The organism is Pseudoalteromonas sp. SR43-3, from assembly GCF_014163875.1.
Lineage (GTDB): Bacteria > Pseudomonadota > Gammaproteobacteria > Enterobacterales > Alteromonadaceae > Pseudoalteromonas > Pseudoalteromonas distincta.
The window spans coordinates 96,159-112,369 of the sequence record NZ_JACJEC010000001.1 but is presented as its reverse complement, the minus strand read 5'-3'; the positions used below and the strand labels follow the sequence as shown (position 1 = coordinate 112,369).

Genomic DNA, 16,211 nt, shown 5'->3' with positions numbered 1-16,211 from the left:
GTATCAGCTCTCAACAACCCGGTATTGGGTATTAAGAGTATTGTTATTATTTCTAACAGCCATGCTATCACAATTAATTTTAATTTACAGGCGCAAAACTTTGCGATTTATCAATTTAGCCCTATATAATGGCCTCAGATTGACGAGGAAGTATTTTATGACCGAACATCAAAATGTAGATCACGCAGAAATAGCAAAATTTGAAGCCATCGCCGAGCGTTGGTGGGACCTAGACGGAGAATTCAAACCTCTTCACGAAATTAACCCGTTACGTTTAGACTTTATAGCAAACAAAACGCAAGGCTTATTCGATAAAGAAACACTCGATGTTGGCTGTGGTGGCGGTATTTTAAGCCAAAGCATGGCGCGCATGGGCGCAAAAGTAACTGGCATCGATATGGGGCAAGAGCCTTTAACTGTTGCTAAGTTGCACAGTTTAGAAACTGGCGTAAATGTAGATTACATAAAAGTGCCAGCAGAAGAGTTTGCATCGCAACACCCAGAGCGCTTTGATGTAATAACCTGTATGGAAATGCTTGAGCACGTTCCCGACCCAGCATCTATCATTCATGCCGTAGCTGCACTTGCCAAACCAGGCGCAGACGTGTTTTTTTCAACCCTGAACAAAACACCTAAAGCATATTTATACGCTATTGTTGGTGCTGAAAAGCTTTTAAAAATGGTGCCTGAAGGTACACACGACCATAAAAAGTTTATAAAACCTGCACAGCTTATTACATGGGCAGAGCAAGCGGGTTTAAAAGTTCGTGCAAGTACAGGCCTTTCTTATAACCCACTATCAAAGCAATATACGCTCAATAGTGACGTTAGCGTAAATTACATACTGTACTTCGAGAAGTTAGCTTAATGGCTAACTCTCAAGCCCCCCTCCCCCTTATTGAGTACGATGCATTTTTATTTGATTTAGACGGCACTCTACTCGACACCGCTGATGATTTAGGTGCGGCTTTAAATGCAGTTCTCATTAATAATAAAATAGAGCCTGTTAGTAGTGATGTATACCGTCCTGCGGCATCTAACGGCGCAGGCGCATTATTAGAGGCTGGTTTTAAAGAGTTATGGGACACACAACCTCAAAGCGAGCTTATTAAGCAATTAGTTGACGAATACGCTGCAAACATAGCAAATCAAACACATTGCTTCAGCGGTGTTGAATCGTTGCTTATTGCCCTTGATCAGAAAAAGATCAAATGGGGGATCATGACTAACAAACCAGGGTTTTTAACTGATCCTTTAGTGGCAGCAATTCCCGCATTGAAAAATGCTAGTGTAGTAATAAGTGGCGACACCTTAGCTGAAGCTAAGCCATCCCCTTTACCGCTGCTACACTGTGCAAAGCTTATGGGAGTGCAACCAAAACGCTGTTTGTACATTGGTGATGCACAGCGAGACATACAAGCAGGCAAAGCCGCAGGTATGCGCACAGCAACGGCACTTTGGGGTTACATACCAAGTATTGATGAAGCCAACAGCTGGAATGCTGATTTTAACTGGCAAAGCCCAATTGATGGTTTTAACCATATATAGTGCCATGTTAATTAATAAACACTATATATTGTGATTGTGTTAGTTTTTACGCAAAGCTTGCTGATAAAAAAAGCAGTCAAAATTTATTTTTAAAATGCGTAAATTTAGCAGATCATTAGTTGATTTTTGCATATTTCAACTTAAATGATTGTTCGAAGGTGAGTGTCTACTAACACAAATACGTTATCCCGAAGTTATCCACAAATAGGGGCAATTATGTCCCTTGCAAAACAACTCAGACCACACTATCTTGTGATCTCTAAATTGAACAACACCAGATATTGTGGCCAAATGTTATTCAATTAAATTCGCAAATATGGCGAAACTTATAATAAATGAGTATATACCTTGCCCCGGCGAGGTATAAAGCATTGGTCAAAATACATAATTCCCAAGGAATACAGGCAAATGAACCAACAGTTATCTGTAAGCAAACGTGACGGGCGTAAAGAGCCTCTTGATCTGGATAAGATCCATCGCGTTATTGAGTGGGCCGCCGAAGGTTTAAATAACGTTTCGGTTTCGCAAGTTGAATTAAAGTCGCACATTCAGTTTTACGACGGTATTCGTACTAAAGACATTCACGAAACCATCATTAAAGCAGCAGCGGATCAGATTTCAAAAGAATCGCCTGATTACCAATACTTAGCTGCACGTTTAGCTGTATTCCATTTACGTAAAAAAGCGTACGGTCAATTTGAGCCACCACGTTTATTTGACCACGTAACAAAAATGGTTGGCGATAAACGCTATGATGCTCATTTACTAGTAGATTACACAGAGCAAGAGTTAGATGAGCTTGATGCATACCTTGATCATTCTCGCGATCTTAACTTTAGCTACGCTGCTGTAAAGCAACTTGAAGGTAAGTATCTCGTTCAAAACCGTGTATCGGGTGAAATATACGAAAGTGCACAGTTTTTATATATTTTAGTTGCAGCAAGCTTATTTTCAGATTACCCACGTGAAACACGTACTGATTACATTAAACGTTTTTACGATGCAGTATCTTTATTTAAAATATCTCTACCAACGCCAATTATGTCGGGTGTACGTACGCCTACTCGCCAGTTTAGCTCATGTGTATTGATTGAATGTGGCGACAGCCTTGATTCAATCAATGCAACGTCGTCAGCTATTGTTAAATACGTTTCACAACGTGCGGGAATTGGTATTAACGCAGGTAGAATACGTGCGCTAGGTAGCCATATTCGTAACGGCGAAGCGTATCACACAGGTTGTATCCCTTTTTATAAGCACTTTCAAACAGCGGTTAAAAGTTGTTCACAAGGTGGTGTACGTGGCGGCGCAGCAACATTATTCTACCCGCTTTGGCATTTAGAAGTAGAGAACCTACTTGTACTTAAAAATAACCGTGGTGTAGACGACAATCGCGTTCGCCACCTAGATTACGGCGTACAGTTTAATAAATTAATGTACTCTCGTTTAATTAAAGACGACTACATTACGTTATTTAGCCCATCAGATGTGCCTGGCCTTTATGATGCATTTTTTGAAGACCAAGCTGAGTTTGACGCACTTTACGTTAAATACGAACAAGACGAGTCTATTCGTAAAAAACGCATTAAAGCCATTGAGCTTTTCTCAATGTTTGCGCAAGAGCGTGCAAGTACTGGTCGTATTTATTTACAAAATGTGGATCACTGTAATACACACAGCCCATTTATTTCTAAAGTTGCGCCAATTCGCCAATCTAACTTATGTTTAGAAATTGCATTGCCAACTAAGCCACTTAATAACGTAAATGACGAAGAAGGCGAAATCGCCCTTTGTACACTTTCTGCGTTTAACCTAGGTGCAATAGAGTCACTTGATGAGCTTGAAGAGCTAGCTGAACTTGCAGTACGCGCACTTGATAACTTACTTGATTTCCAAGACTACCCTGTACCGGCTGCTAAAAATGCAACTATGGGTCGTCGTACACTAGGAATAGGCGTAATTAACTACGCATACTACCTAGCTAAAAACGGTAAGCGTTATTCTGATGGCAGCGCTAATGCATTAACGCATAAAACCTTTGAAGCCATTCAATATTACTTGATGAAAGCATCAAACGAGCTTGCTAAAGAACGTGGCGCATGTCCTAAGTTTAACGAGACAACGTATTCACAAGGTATTATGCCAACAGATACGTACAAACGTGATTTAGATAAAATTTGTGATGAGCCACTTCATCTTGATTGGGATACACTACGTGCAAGTATTAAAGAGCACGGTATGCGTAACTCAACACTAAGTGCATTAATGCCATCAGAAACATCGTCGCAAATCTCTAACGCAACTAACGGTATTGAGCCACCACGTGGACATATTAGCGTTAAAGCAAGTAAAGACGGTATTTTAAAACAAGTTGTTCCTGAGTATGAGCGTTTAAAAGATCAGTACGAGCTACTATGGGACATTCCATCAAACGATGGTTATCTACAACTTGTTGGCATAATGCAAAAATTTGTTGACCAAACAATTTCTGCAAATACAAATTATGATCCAAACAAGTTCGAAGGCGGTAAAGTACCTATGCAAGTCTTATTAAAAGACTTACTAAGCGCGTACAAACTAGGTGTTAAAACCTTGTATTACCACAATACTCGCGACGGCGCCTCAGATTCACAAGAAGATGCTCCAGAAGTGGAAGATGACGATTGTGAAGGCGGCGCGTGTAAAATATAACTGCTGATTTTTATTTTAAGCGGGCATTTAGCCCGCTTTTTCTGATAGTTTTTTGAGTGATAAACATGTCTTATACTACTTTTAGCCGAAACCATAATAACCAAATGCAAGAGCCAATGTTTTTTGGCCAAACTGTAAACGTATCTCGTTACGACCAACAAAAATACCCAATTTTTGAAAAGTTAATTGAAAAGCAACTGTCTTTCTTTTGGCGTCCTGAGGAAGTAGATGTAAGTAAAGACCGTTTAGACTTTCAAGCATTACCAGATCACGAAAAGCATATATTTTTAAGCAACTTAAAATACCAAACACTGCTTGATAGTGTACAAGGTCGTTCGCCAAACGTGGCTCTACTTCCAATTGTATCGCTACCAGAGCTTGAAACATGGATAGAAACGTGGGCGTTCAGTGAAACAATTCACAGCCGCTCATACACGCATATTATCCGTAACGTAACACAAGCACCTGAGCTTATTTTTAATGACATTGTTAGCAACGATAAAATTAGCGAACGTGCTGATGCCGTAACTAAATACTACGATGACTTAATTAACTCTGTATCGCTTTACAACTTATACGGTGAAGGCAAACACGAGATTAACGGTAAAACAGTTATCATTAATTTATTTGAGCTTAAAAAGAAACTTTACCTGGCTATGATGTCAGTAAATATTCTTGAAGCGATTCGCTTTTACGTAAGCTTTGCATGTTCGTTTGCATTTGCTGAGCGCGAGCTAATGGAAGGTAACGCTAAAATCATCAAGCTAATTGCACGCGATGAAGCACTTCACCTTTCTGGTACTCAGCATATTTTAAACATTATGCAAGACGGTAAGGACGATCCAGAAATGGCGATTGTTGCTGCCCAGTGCCGCGACGAAGCAATTAAAATGTTTGTTGATGCTGCAGAGCAAGAAAAAGAGTGGGCCGAATACTTATTTAAAGATGGTTCGATGATTGGCTTAAATAAACATATTTTATGTCAGTACGTTGAATACATTACCAATGCACGTATGACTGCGATTGGTTTGCCAGCACAGTTTGAAAATAACAGTAACCCTATCCCGTGGATAAACTCGTGGTTAGTGTCTGATAACGTGCAAGTAGCACCACAAGAAGCAGAAATAAGCTCATACCTTGTTGGTCAAATAGACTCTCAAGTTGATGCATCAGAATTTGGTGATTTTGATTTATAATGAGTAGCAAGTCTACTGCAAGCATAACGCTTGCAGAAAACAGCCAGTGTATAGAATTTACCGCTGGCTGCCCTTCTCTTTTACACTGCTTAGAATCCATGAAAATAGACGTCGCATTCCAATGCCGTGAAGGCTATTGCGGCGCTTGTAGAGCAACTTTAGTATCAGGCAGTGTTGAGTATAACGAAGAGCCACTTGCGTTTGTACGTGAAGGCGAAATACTGTTGTGCTGCTGTAAACCCAATGGCAATGTAAGTATTGATCTGAAATAAAAATCAATACTTACATCCATCGTTTATTAAACTTATCAATAGTGTGGAACGAACCGGTAATGTCCGGTAATTTTATAATCAAAAAGCATATCGCTTTTTTGCGGACCACGCCCTATATTATGCACAATAAGTGGGTTACCCGTATCTTGAGATAACTCATTAATCACCATACCTATATGAGGTAAATTACCTGGTAACATCCACGTTACTATATCGCCGGTTTTATAATCACTCACTTTGTTAGATTTACTTAATACGTTTGCATGGCGCTCAAAGTAAGCTTGTAAATTTGGAACACGTCGGTGATCTATATTTTTATCAGGCTTAGTTAAGCCCCAAATACGTTTAGATGGATACAGCGCAAAGTTTTTTTGCATGTCTTCATGCACGAGTTTCTGTAAATCAACACCTAACTTTCTGTAACTTCTAATTATTACATCGGTGCACACACCTATATTTTTAGGTACATCCCCACCAGGGTAGCCAATAGAGCGATAAGCGCCGTCGTAAGTCACATCATGAGTTGTACGCTCAAGCAGAGCTGAAACAATATCTTCTTCAAACGATGCTGCATTACTATTAATACACGCTAAAGTAAGTAAACACCCAATAATTCTGTACATATAAACTCCTTTCAACCTAAGGTTGAATTACAGCGTTTGAGATACGTACTTAGGCACATCTATTTTATCGCCTTTACTTACGAATTGCTCATCCAGCGCATATGCCATTTTTTCAAGCGGTGCGTCGTTGTATCCCACACGTTGAATTTCGCTAATGTAACGTAGGATAAACACGTCTGGACCAAGTTTAAGCCACTGCGCTACATGCACAAGCTCATGAAAATGAACCCCCAAATCTTTTGCAACCTCAGGAAGTAGGTAATAGGTATTTTTATACGTTATTCCTGCTACATCCATATCTACAAAATCGCCTAAACCCATTTCTCGCAGACCCGCAAAGTCTGGCTTTGGTATTTGGTCTACAACAACGTAATACGCGTTTTTTAAAAACTCGGCAGGATAAAACCCATAAAATTCATTACTGAATTTATCACAACTCACTTTTTGACTACTGTATTTTAAATTTGTAGCGTCAATCCAATTTTCTATTTGTTCTAGCACAGCTCCTCTCCTAAAGTACAAATGCAACACACCATGTGTAAACCTTAATCTAATATTGTAGTAAATTTTTTAACCAGCACTTTTAGTATTAACACCTCGCAACTAGCGAAGAAAATAGAACACATAGAATATCTAAACACAAAGCTCTAAATCAAAATTATCATATAAGCATAACTGGTCTATAAACAGTAAAAACCTTTTTTATACTTTTTAAAGTGTTATTATTTGTAACTAAAACAGTAACACTTAGAATCATGTATAATTTTACTAATACACTCTTTCGCATGAAAATAATGCGTTTCAGTCCCATTGTCTTACTGAGCATATTAAGTAATACAGTAAATGCTGAAAATATAAAACCGTTCACATCAGATGGCTGTAGTGCTTTTCCGGACGGCACCACAAAAGATAAAAAGTTGTGGCTTGCATGTTGTAAAGCGCACGACTACGCCTACTGGCAAGGTGGCACTTATTGGCAACGTTTAGAAGCAGATAAAGCCTTGCAACAGTGTGTTATTGAAGCCGGCGAAACGAGTATAGCGAACATTATGCTTGCTGGAGTTCGATTTGGTGGCAGCCCTTATATACCATCGACTTTCAGATGGGGCTATGGTTGGCCCTATCCTAGGTTATATCAAGCATTAACAGCTGATGAAATTAAGCAAATTGCTGCTTTAAAAACGGTATTAACTCAAACCAATTAACACATTGTGAAAAACTGGGTTATGCAAATAATATCAAAAGGAATTGAATCACTATGCTTATACTGTTAAGTGTCATTTTAACTTTGTTTCCAACGGTAATATCTTATTTTGTTTCACGTAATTACGCTAAAAAGGCTAAAGCGACTAATAAAGGTGCTTACATCAGAGCTGTGCTTTGGCCTAGTGTTTTCTCGTGGACACTATTTGCTGCTGTTGGGCACGGTGCAATCACCTTCCCCTTACCTTCAACGTTTGCGCTCGCGTTATATATGTTTCTATATGACGAACGTGGTATCTATTTCCATCCTCACATATTTTTAAGCCCAACGATTCCAATAGCCGTTTATTTAATAAGCTATTTCAAATACAAAAAAGCGGCCAATAAAGAGCTAACGCCCTAGCCCACTATTGGCTCATCAGTATCTTGTAAGGTCCGAAGCTGCACTTACTCCAGCTGTGCACTTCTTTGCTGTGAAACTACAGCGTTATTATCTGAATATAAATGTGTAAATAACAGGTCTGGTAAATAAAGCGACATTACCAAAAATAACGAGTTTACCTATGCCCCCAGATATACAAAAAAGCCTTAAAGTAAAACCTGCTCACATCGTCTCATTTATTGTGTTTTTATTAGTTTCAATATCTACGTTTACCGCTCAAGTATATGCCGCTGATGCTGTATGGCCTTCAAAAACCACTTACAAATATGCAAATGTAAATGGTAAAAAGATATTTTACCGAGAAGCTGGCGCGCAGCATAAGCAAACCATTGTACTTTTACATGGGTATCCGTCGTCTTCACACAGCTACCGAGAATTCATCCCACTCTTATCAGGTCGTTATCATGTGATTGCACCTGATTATTTAGGCTCTGGTTATAGCGCACGCCCAAACCCAAAAACTCAAAAATATACTTTTTAATTTCTAGCTCAATACGTTGAAGGATTACTAACAACACTTAAAGTAAAGCACTACAGCCTTTATATACAGGACTTTGGAGCTCCTGTGGGCTTTAGAATGTTGTTAAATAACCCAAATAAACTTGATGCACTTATTGTACAAAATGGTAATGCGTATTTAGAGGGGCTAACCCTACCGAGGCAAGCTTTTTTAAAGCCGCGAATGAGGACAAATCACAAGCGCAGAGTGATAAAATTTATTCGTTCACGTCTAATAAAGCCATTATTAATAAGCAATATTTACGAGACGTACAAAGTAACCCAGAAGTAATGAGCCCTAATAGCTGGACGCACGATCTTCACTTTTTACAAACTAAATCCGATAGAGTAATTCAAGTACAATTGCTACAAGATTACTACAATAACCTTCTCGACTACCCTAAATGGCAAGCTTATTTACGCAAGTACCAACCAGCAACATTAATTGTATGGGTAAAAACGACCCTGCGTTTATAGCCGCAGGCGCTAAAGCATATTTAAAAGATGTACCGAACGCTGAAATACATTTACTCGATTCAGGACACTTTAGTGTTGAAGAAAAACCAGTTGAGATTGCAAAGTACATTGTGAACTTTATGGATAAGCTATAAATAGCGGAAATAAAAAACGCTGAGGGTATAAACCATCAGCGTTTCATTAAATTGTACTAACTTAAGCTAAATCCAAAGAAATAGTATTTAATATGGGTAACTGTCAGATCAAGTCTGAGCTAGTAAATTTTAAGTATTTAACCTTCTTCTTCAATAAGTGACTCTAGTAGATCGTGTATTTCAGCTTTAAGCTCTTTGTCTTCAATTTTATTAGCACTAACCTTAGCATTTTGAAGATTTTTAATAGCCTCGTCTTTTTGACCAAGTTCTAGCTGCAATGTAGCCATTGAAAAAGAAACTGATGACATGTGATCTTTGTTATTAATCGCAACAGACTTTTCTAATGCTTTTTCATAAGTCGTGATTGCCTCTTCTAGCTCTTCGGTAAAATCAGCCAAAGTTTCCCATTGTACTGGGTGATCTTTTGAGGTATTTTCGTTTTCAATACAAATCGCTTTTAATTGAGCAAATAAAGATTCAAATTTTTCTCGGTTATTTTTGTTAGCCGCCGCCATTAAATCTTCTGCTAGGTCATGTACCGCTTTATATATTTTTGTATTCATCATCACTGGTTATCCTTTAGTGCAACTAAACTAATTTACTGACTCAATTTAGCTAAAATGTATCATTACAGTCATTATAAAATGTATTTAAACAACTGATTTATTTAATTTGGTGTATAGCGTAATAATACATTAATAATGAACATCGCGTAGGCGTTAAACACACTGTAATTAAACTTTATCGCAATTACTCTTAGTAACCTCACACACTGAATAAACTTGCAACCCAATCCAACGTAAAGATGGTCGTAAACACTTTAAGTGCAATGACAACTATAAATAATAAGATGATTGCCGCTTTGGCTTTACTACTTTTGAGGTTGTTCCAATATAATAACTTTGCATTAAATTCTGTTTTTAACTTAGTAACAGCTTCTTTCATAATTACATCCTACTTAGGGATCCCGCTCAGCAACATTTAATAACTACAAAGCTGCCCAAGCAGGTTTCATAATATTTTTCGCCACCTTAGAGTAAAGCATTAAATAAAGCCTGTACTATATAAAATGTAACAAGGGGTTTTAACTTAAGTTATTGTATCTAACTTTTTTACACACCCAAAAAGCAAACACTGGGGCAATTCAGTAGAGCGTTAATAATAAATTTGGTGCTACACTAATACCTAACTTAAATGTGTTAACAACCAACTAAATTAGCAAATTATGAAAGAGTGCAACCAGTGTGGTAAATGCTGTATTAAATATGGTGGCGGCGACTTAAGCGCAACGAAAGAAGAAATAGGTTTATGGGAGCTCTTTAACCCCGAAATTTATGAGTACGTTAAAAACAACGAAATTTGGTTTGACCCAAAAACAGGCTTAAGACTTCAAGTGTGCCCATTTTTAGAAATTGCGCCTAAAAAGGAGCCTCTCGCTAAAAATATGTATACCTGCAGTATTTACCTTGACCGTCCAGAAGACTGCCGTCACTACCCTAGCCTTATTTCAGAGATGATCCGCGACGAATGCGAAATGATTGAATCTATAGATATAACAAACCAGACAAGAGCGCAGCATAAACTAGATTTGATAATGATAGATAGCCGCTCTTAAATACCCAGATAAACCTGCAGCGCTATGAGTCTCGCACTTAAATAAATAAGTATTTCTATTAACATACCTATTATTATAATTTTTATAAAATTGGTTTAATCGTCATTTTTAGATCATTCATCGCAAAACACAAAGTTATACTATAACATTGTTGATTCACTGATTTTGCGGTGTTATATTATATCACAACATAATAACCGCGAACCAATATATCCATGACAAAGTTAACATTAATCTCCTCTGCTATTTTTTCTGTTTTATGTTCTCAATCAGCTTTGGCTGCCACTGTTACTGGTAAAGTAATGGATGATAAAAATCAACCAATCAAAAATGCCTCAATTCATGTGCATGGCAAAAACCAAAGCGTTAAAAGTAATGATTTAGGCGAATTTGCTATAGAAATCGATGCAAATAGCCAATTACATATTAGTAAAGACAACTACGTAGACTCTCGTATTGCTGTAAGCGAATCTTCAAATAATCTGTCTGTGTCACTTAAACCAACATCAGTTGAGACAGTGGTTGTTTATGCCTCTGCACTTCATAAAAATAGCCTCGAGATGATATCGCCAGTAAGCGTGCTCTCAGGTGATGAATTAAGAAATAAATCTAAACCAACTCTTGGTGAAACGCTAAAAGGTTTACCAGGCGTAAATGCAAGTTACTTTGGCCCTGTATCATCAAGCCCAATTATTCGTGGTTTAGATGGCCCTCGCGTTAAAATCACACAAAACGGATTAGATGCCAGCGATGCATCACGCATTGGCCCAGACCACGCGACATCAAGCGACAGCCTAGCAGCAGAACAAATTGAAGTATTACGTGGCCCAAGTACCCTACTTTATGGCTCTGGTGCAATTGGCGGTGTTGTTAACGTGGTTGATAACCGCATCCCTACAGACAATATCGACGAGCTTACGGGTGCTGCTGAATACAGCCACGATACAGTGTCAAACTCAAACACAGTAGCTGCAAAACTTGAAACAGGTAATGAAGGCTTTAACTTTCATTTTGATGGCACTAAGCGCAGTGGCGATGATTACCAAACACCTACCTTTACTATTGCCGACGATGATGGCGATGTAGAAACAGAGAGTTCTGTAGAAAACACATTTATTGATAGCGAAACACTTAACTTTGGTACCAGCTATATTGGCGATCATTTAACGATTGGTTTTTCGTACGGTAGTATTGATACCGATTACGGTATTCCTGGGCATGAGCATCATCACGATCACGAAGGTGAAACTGAAGAAGAGCATGCAGAACATGAAGACGAAGCAGCTGAAGAGCCGGTTTATGCACATTTAGAGCAAGATCGCTGGCAAGGGCTTGTAAGTTACGCCCTTCATAATAACTGGATTGAAACCATCAACCTACGTGTTGGCTACACAGATTACTCGCACAGCGAAATTGAAGATGGCGAAATTGGTACTACTTTTAAAAATAAAACGACTGAAGCACGTTTAAATGTAGAGCATAAGTTTGCTGATTGGCACGGAATGATGGGCTATCACTACAGCGATTCTGACTACGATGCAATTGGTGAAGAAGCCTTTACACCCGCAAGTGTAACTACAACTAACGCATTATATTTACTAGAAGAGCGTGAATTTGGCGACATTACAATTGAACTTGGCGCACGTGTTGAAGATTACAAAATTGAAAGCCAAATCACGGCACACGAGCATAGCCACGATGAAGTAGAAATAGATCACAGCGACGAAGAAACCATTGGGTATAATGAAAGTTTTACCAATTTAAGTGCCTCTGCTGGTGCTATTTGGCAATACAAGCCAGGTCATAGTATCGCTACAAGTATTTCTCATTCAGAACGAGCACCGCTTTCGGCAGAACTTTTATCTAACGGTTTACACATTGCAACTGGCACGTACGAGCTAGGCCTTGGTTACAATATTGAAGATAATGAAGCGCATTTTGAGCCAGAAAATATCAAGCAGGAAACTTCAACAAACTTAGATTTAAGCTTTAGACGCTTTAGCGGTGATTTTGGTTACACCGTTAACTTTTTCTATAACGATATCAAAAACTTTTATTTTCAAGAAAATACGGGTTTAGTTTACGATGAAGAAGATGGTTTAGAATCAGCTATTGGTGCACATGACGATGCTGTTGCGGTTTATCAGTTTACAAGTAAAGACGCAGAGCTTTATGGCATTGAGTTTGATGCGCATTACCAAGTAACACCAAGCGCTATGGTTAAAGTATTTGGTGACTCAACTCGTGCAAAACTAAAAGACGACGAAGGTAATTTACCACGTATCCCTGCCAATAAATTAGGCTCTGAGTTACAGTACGATTTAGGTGACTTACAACTAACATTAACGGGTACTCATTACTTTGATCAAAACGATGTAACTGCCTTTGAAACTCAAACTGATGGCTATACGTTATTTGATGCACAAGCTAATTACCAATTAGGTTTAGGCAGTGTCGATGCACAGCTGTATATAAACGTTGATAACATTACTGATGAGTTAGGTTTTGTACATAGCTCATTTATTAAAGATAAAGCCCCACTACCAGGCAGAAACTTCCGCTTTGGTGTTCGTGGCTATTTTTAATAATTAAAAGTAGTTTTAGTTTATAAACCGCATTTTATTAATGCGGTTTTTTATTTTTAGAATATATAATATCGATCGGCAATAATACTTGATCAATTCAAGGGATTAAACTTTGCGCTAACTGCGTAAAAAATTATGATATACGACTGCATGGATGCAAAAGGTAGAGCAATGCAGGAGCAATTAGTGATAACAATTAGTTAAAAAAGTTTTTGCCTTGTTATCAACCCTATTTTCTTAGCGCAAAATAGATCACTTAATTAATCGAATTGGTATAAAACACTTAGATTACAGACACAAAAAAGCCGTATTCAGATTGAATACGGCTTTTTAAACTCTTAATTTTAAAATTTATTTAAATTAAGAAATGATTTCGTGTAGTTCAACGTCAAATACAAGCGTTGAGAAAGGTGCGATTGCAGCACCTGCGCCACGTTCACCATAAGCAAGCTCATGAGGAACGTAGATACGCCATTTAGTACCTACAGGCATCATTTGTAATGCTTCAGTCCAGCCTTTGATCACGCCACCAACTGGAAATTCAGCTGGTTGACCGCGCTCGTATGAGCTATCAAACACAGTACCGTTAATTAGTGTACCGTGGTAATCAACACGTACTGTAGACTCAGCTGTTGGCTTTTCGCCTTCGCCAGTCGCTAGTACTTCGTATTGAAGACCAGACTCAGTTACTGTGATTTCAGGACGTTTTGCGTTTTCTTCTAAGAATGCAATACCTTCGGCAGAAAGTACTCTAGATTCTTCTTCACGACGAGCTTGGATCTCTTCGTTAATCTTTTCGAATGCAGCTTGAATCTCAGGGATCTCAACTTGAAATGCGCTACCAGCGTACGCATCTTTCATGCCTTCAAATACTGAATTTAGGTTTAAGCCTTCAAAAGGATTAGACTTAAGTTGCTCACCCATTTGTAAGCCAATACCGTAACTTGCTTTTTCAGCATCTGTAGTAAAATTATCTGACATAATGTGTTTTTCACGTTTTGTTAGTTAAAAGACACTTATATGCTATCACAAAATAAACCCCGTTTGGGGCTAGTTTTTGCTGAGTTTTAGCTTAATTAGGCCAACAATATAACTACAAAGCGGTAAAGTGAATAAAATTCCAACAAGTAAAGGAATAGCTAATAATCCAGATTCACCAGACAATAAAAATGGCACTGCAACTAAGCCTACTAAACCAATAAAAGCAGAGCCAATTACTGGCCAATGTTTATCATATTTAGTAATAAGATGGGCAGCCAAAATATTAAAACCAAGACCATAAGCAAAAGCGGTAATTAATGGATATTCTGGCTGTGCGTCGACCGCCATTTTTGCCAACAAGCTAATAGCACTTTGATAGCAGTAACCAAATACCACCCATAATAAAAGATGTTTTATTAATAGCTGTGAGGTTGATAGGTTCGTTGCTTTAGTCATTAATTAAACTCCACAAAGCAAAAAACCGCCTATAAGGCGGTTTTTTTAAATAATGGTGGAGAGATAGGGATTTGAACCCTAGATGGGCTATAAACCCATGCCGGTTTTCAAGACCGGTGCATTCGACCACTCTGCCATCTCTCCGTACGGCGCGAATAATATGGTTAAACGTGTTACTTGTAAAGAGCTAAATATAAATTAATCGTAAATAATAATTAAACGATTAAAAACAAGTCACATTGCTCTTTTGTTAAGCTAATTACTTCAACACGCTTATTAATTCAATACTCAATAATATTGTTTAGGCCTGCGAGCAATCCAAGAACAAATTAAACAAGCCAATAAACTCAATGCCGCGAATGTTACACTTTGAAAAATTAAGTCAAATCGATTTAAATCATCACTTGGCACTATTACAAACATAAAAGCGGGGAGTACACTTAGCGCTAAAACATAACAACACACTTTAAATGCCCGTCCAAAGTCAAAACGTTTAGACTGTTGCATCCACAAAGTTAACAGTATTAGCATACCTATTGCAGAGCCTGCTATAAAATGCGCTGCATTTGTACTCATTGCAACATACAAGGTTACAAAAGCACCAACAATTCCCCAAATTGACCACGCAAGCCAGTTTTCTTTTTCCTGTAAAAATAAATTTCCCATTGTTTTCGTCTTCTTTATCGTTATTTTTATTAAGACTTTCCATAATGTATCAAAAAACAACCGATTAAAAAACAAACTGAAGAAGAATTATTAACTTTTGTGCTTCCAAGCGCTTCTCACAGCCAAACCACTAACTCTTTTATATTACTCTTAGTAACCTTAATGAATTATGACTATGCAAATTGCATAAAGTTCATACTATTTCACAAATTACTAAAATAATGTTCTGGTTTATGGCGAGGTGACTTTTTACACTCAACTTGAGGAGTACCTATGTATAAGTACCCTACAATTTCATCTTGCTCATGTAAGTTAAGCGCTTTTTTGACTGCTCTACTTTGTGCAAAGTAACCTGTGCGCCAAACACCACCTAAACCTTGAGCAAATGCAGCTTGTTGCATTGCTAATACACTGCAGCCTGCACTTTGTACCTGCTCGATACGAGGAACTTTTGGGTGTTCTTGATATTTAGCAATTGCTATTACAATCATAGGCGCACGAAGGGGAAGCTCTTTAGCACGGTTAATTACTTTTTCTGTCTGTTGCTCTGCCACTGCACTTTGATGGTAAATTTCACCCAGTTTATTGCGTGCATCACCTTGAGCAATGATGAACTGCCACGGTGCTATACAGCCATGATCAGGAACACGTAATGCTGCTTGCTTAATTATGTCGAGCTGCTCAGGCGTAGGGCCCGGCTCTGTTAGTTTAGAGTCTGATTGGCGAGTAAGTAAAAGCTCGATAGCGTTCATAACGATTCCTCAAAATTCAAAACGATAGAGTAACATTTAAAACCTTAAATAATAAATACCGAGAAATTAAAA

The 16,211-nt window shown here is 38.2% G+C and carries 19 protein-coding genes and 1 tRNA gene; 11 read left to right on the top strand and 9 right to left on the bottom strand.

Annotated elements, in window-relative coordinates; translation table 11 throughout:
• Window positions 1–157: 157 nt before the first annotated feature.
• From ubiG to yfaE, 5 genes are all read left to right on the top strand, one after another.
• On the top strand, window positions 158–868 hold the full coding sequence (gene ubiG, locus H5088_RS00445) for a bifunctional 2-polyprenyl-6-hydroxyphenol methylase/3-demethylubiquinol 3-O-methyltransferase UbiG (protein WP_024597262.1): 711 nt from the start codon (window positions 158–160) through the stop codon (window positions 866–868).
• Window positions 868–1,548, top strand: coding sequence for an HAD family hydrolase (locus H5088_RS00440; RefSeq protein ID WP_182751949.1), 681 nt, complete (start codon window positions 868–870; stop codon window positions 1,546–1,548). Before ubiG ends, H5088_RS00440 begins: the two co-directional genes overlap by 1 nt.
• 408 nt (window positions 1,549–1,956) lie before the next feature.
• Window positions 1,957–4,239: a class 1a ribonucleoside-diphosphate reductase subunit alpha gene (gene nrdA, locus H5088_RS00435; protein ID WP_002961160.1), complete on the top strand. Its 2,283-nt coding sequence runs from the start codon at window positions 1,957–1,959 to the stop codon at window positions 4,237–4,239.
• A 65-nt stretch (window positions 4,240–4,304) separates the two neighbouring features.
• Window positions 4,305–5,435, top strand: coding sequence for a class Ia ribonucleoside-diphosphate reductase subunit beta (gene nrdB / locus H5088_RS00430; protein WP_182751948.1), 1,131 nt, complete (start codon window positions 4,305–4,307; stop codon window positions 5,433–5,435).
• On the top strand, window positions 5,435–5,707 hold the full coding sequence (gene yfaE, locus H5088_RS00425) for a class I ribonucleotide reductase maintenance protein YfaE (RefSeq protein WP_182681337.1): 273 nt from the start codon (window positions 5,435–5,437) through the stop codon (window positions 5,705–5,707). The genes nrdB and yfaE overlap by 1 nt, the downstream gene beginning before the upstream one ends.
• A 35-nt stretch (window positions 5,708–5,742) precedes the next feature.
• On the opposite strand, the gene H5088_RS00420 is transcribed toward yfaE, so the two are convergent.
• Both H5088_RS00420 and H5088_RS00415 read right to left on the bottom strand, forming a co-directional pair.
• A complete protein-coding gene (locus H5088_RS00420; protein ID WP_182748935.1) occupies window positions 5,743–6,330 on the bottom strand; it encodes a DUF1287 domain-containing protein in 588 nt (195 codons plus the stop codon).
• A gap of 27 nt (window positions 6,331–6,357) precedes the next feature.
• Complete coding sequence (locus H5088_RS00415) at window positions 6,358–6,831, bottom strand: hypothetical protein (protein ID WP_182751947.1); 474 nt, start codon at window positions 6,829–6,831, stop codon at window positions 6,358–6,360.
• Between the two features lie 293 nt (window positions 6,832–7,124).
• On the opposite strand from H5088_RS00415, the gene H5088_RS00410 reads away from it, so the two are divergent.
• The 4 genes from H5088_RS00410 (at window position 7,125) to H5088_RS20215 (ending at window position 9,084) form a co-directional block, all read left to right on the top strand.
• Window positions 7,125–7,535, top strand: coding sequence for a hypothetical protein (locus H5088_RS00410; protein WP_182715353.1), 411 nt, complete (start codon window positions 7,125–7,127; stop codon window positions 7,533–7,535).
• Window positions 7,536–7,588: 53 nt separating this feature from the next.
• On the top strand, window positions 7,589–7,936 hold the full coding sequence (locus H5088_RS00405) for a hypothetical protein (RefSeq protein ID WP_182751946.1): 348 nt from the start codon (window positions 7,589–7,591) through the stop codon (window positions 7,934–7,936).
• Between the two features lie 160 nt (window positions 7,937–8,096).
• Window positions 8,097–8,456: an alpha/beta fold hydrolase gene (locus tag H5088_RS20220; protein WP_259398071.1), complete on the top strand. Its 360-nt coding sequence runs from the start codon at window positions 8,097–8,099 to the stop codon at window positions 8,454–8,456.
• Between the two features lie 421 nt (window positions 8,457–8,877).
• Window positions 8,878–9,084 (top strand): alpha/beta fold hydrolase, encoded by a 207-nt coding sequence (locus H5088_RS20215; protein ID WP_259398070.1) that lies wholly within the window; start codon window positions 8,878–8,880, stop codon window positions 9,082–9,084.
• Between the two features lie 137 nt (window positions 9,085–9,221).
• Here the strand turns inward: H5088_RS20215 and H5088_RS00395 are convergent, their stop codons facing one another.
• Window positions 9,222–9,650, bottom strand: a complete 429-nt coding sequence (locus tag H5088_RS00395) for a hypothetical protein (protein ID WP_002961147.1) — start codon at window positions 9,648–9,650, stop codon at window positions 9,222–9,224.
• 199 nt (window positions 9,651–9,849) lie between these two features.
• Entirely contained in the window at window positions 9,850–10,029 is a 180-nt protein-coding gene (locus H5088_RS00390; protein WP_002961145.1) for a hypothetical protein, read from the bottom strand.
• A gap of 280 nt (window positions 10,030–10,309) precedes the next feature.
• Here H5088_RS00390 and H5088_RS00385 point away from each other — a divergent pair, with 280 nt between their 5' ends.
• Together H5088_RS00385 and H5088_RS00380 are read left to right on the top strand one after the other, a co-directional pair.
• On the top strand, window positions 10,310–10,699 hold the full coding sequence (locus H5088_RS00385) for a YkgJ family cysteine cluster protein (RefSeq protein WP_024597255.1): 390 nt from the start codon (window positions 10,310–10,312) through the stop codon (window positions 10,697–10,699).
• Between the two features lie 215 nt (window positions 10,700–10,914).
• Window positions 10,915–13,284 carry a TonB-dependent receptor gene (locus tag H5088_RS00380; protein WP_182751945.1) on the top strand — a complete coding sequence of 790 codons (2,370 nt, stop codon included), beginning with the start codon at window positions 10,915–10,917 and terminating at the stop codon, window positions 13,282–13,284.
• Between the two features lie 360 nt (window positions 13,285–13,644).
• Here H5088_RS00380 and H5088_RS00375 read toward each other — a convergent pair whose 3' ends face one another.
• The 5 genes from H5088_RS00375 to H5088_RS00355 form a co-directional block, all read right to left on the bottom strand.
• The gene (locus H5088_RS00375; protein ID WP_182751944.1) at window positions 13,645–14,265 is read right to left on the bottom strand and encodes an FKBP-type peptidyl-prolyl cis-trans isomerase; all 621 of its coding nucleotides are present in this window, start codon (window positions 14,263–14,265) and stop codon (window positions 13,645–13,647) included.
• Between the two features lie 69 nt (window positions 14,266–14,334).
• Window positions 14,335–14,721: a hypothetical protein gene (locus H5088_RS00370; RefSeq protein ID WP_024597253.1), complete on the bottom strand. Its 387-nt coding sequence runs from the start codon at window positions 14,719–14,721 to the stop codon at window positions 14,335–14,337.
• Between the two features lie 53 nt (window positions 14,722–14,774).
• Window positions 14,775–14,865: transfer RNA gene (locus H5088_RS00365), tRNA-Ser, on the bottom strand.
• 144 nt (window positions 14,866–15,009) lie between these two features.
• Window positions 15,010–15,387, bottom strand: coding sequence for a hypothetical protein (locus H5088_RS00360; protein ID WP_024596649.1), 378 nt, complete (start codon window positions 15,385–15,387; stop codon window positions 15,010–15,012).
• A gap of 203 nt (window positions 15,388–15,590) precedes the next feature.
• On the bottom strand, window positions 15,591–16,139 hold the full coding sequence (locus H5088_RS00355) for an NAD(P)H nitroreductase (RefSeq protein WP_138489000.1): 549 nt from the start codon (window positions 16,137–16,139) through the stop codon (window positions 15,591–15,593).
• Window positions 16,140–16,211: the final 72 nt, after the last annotated feature.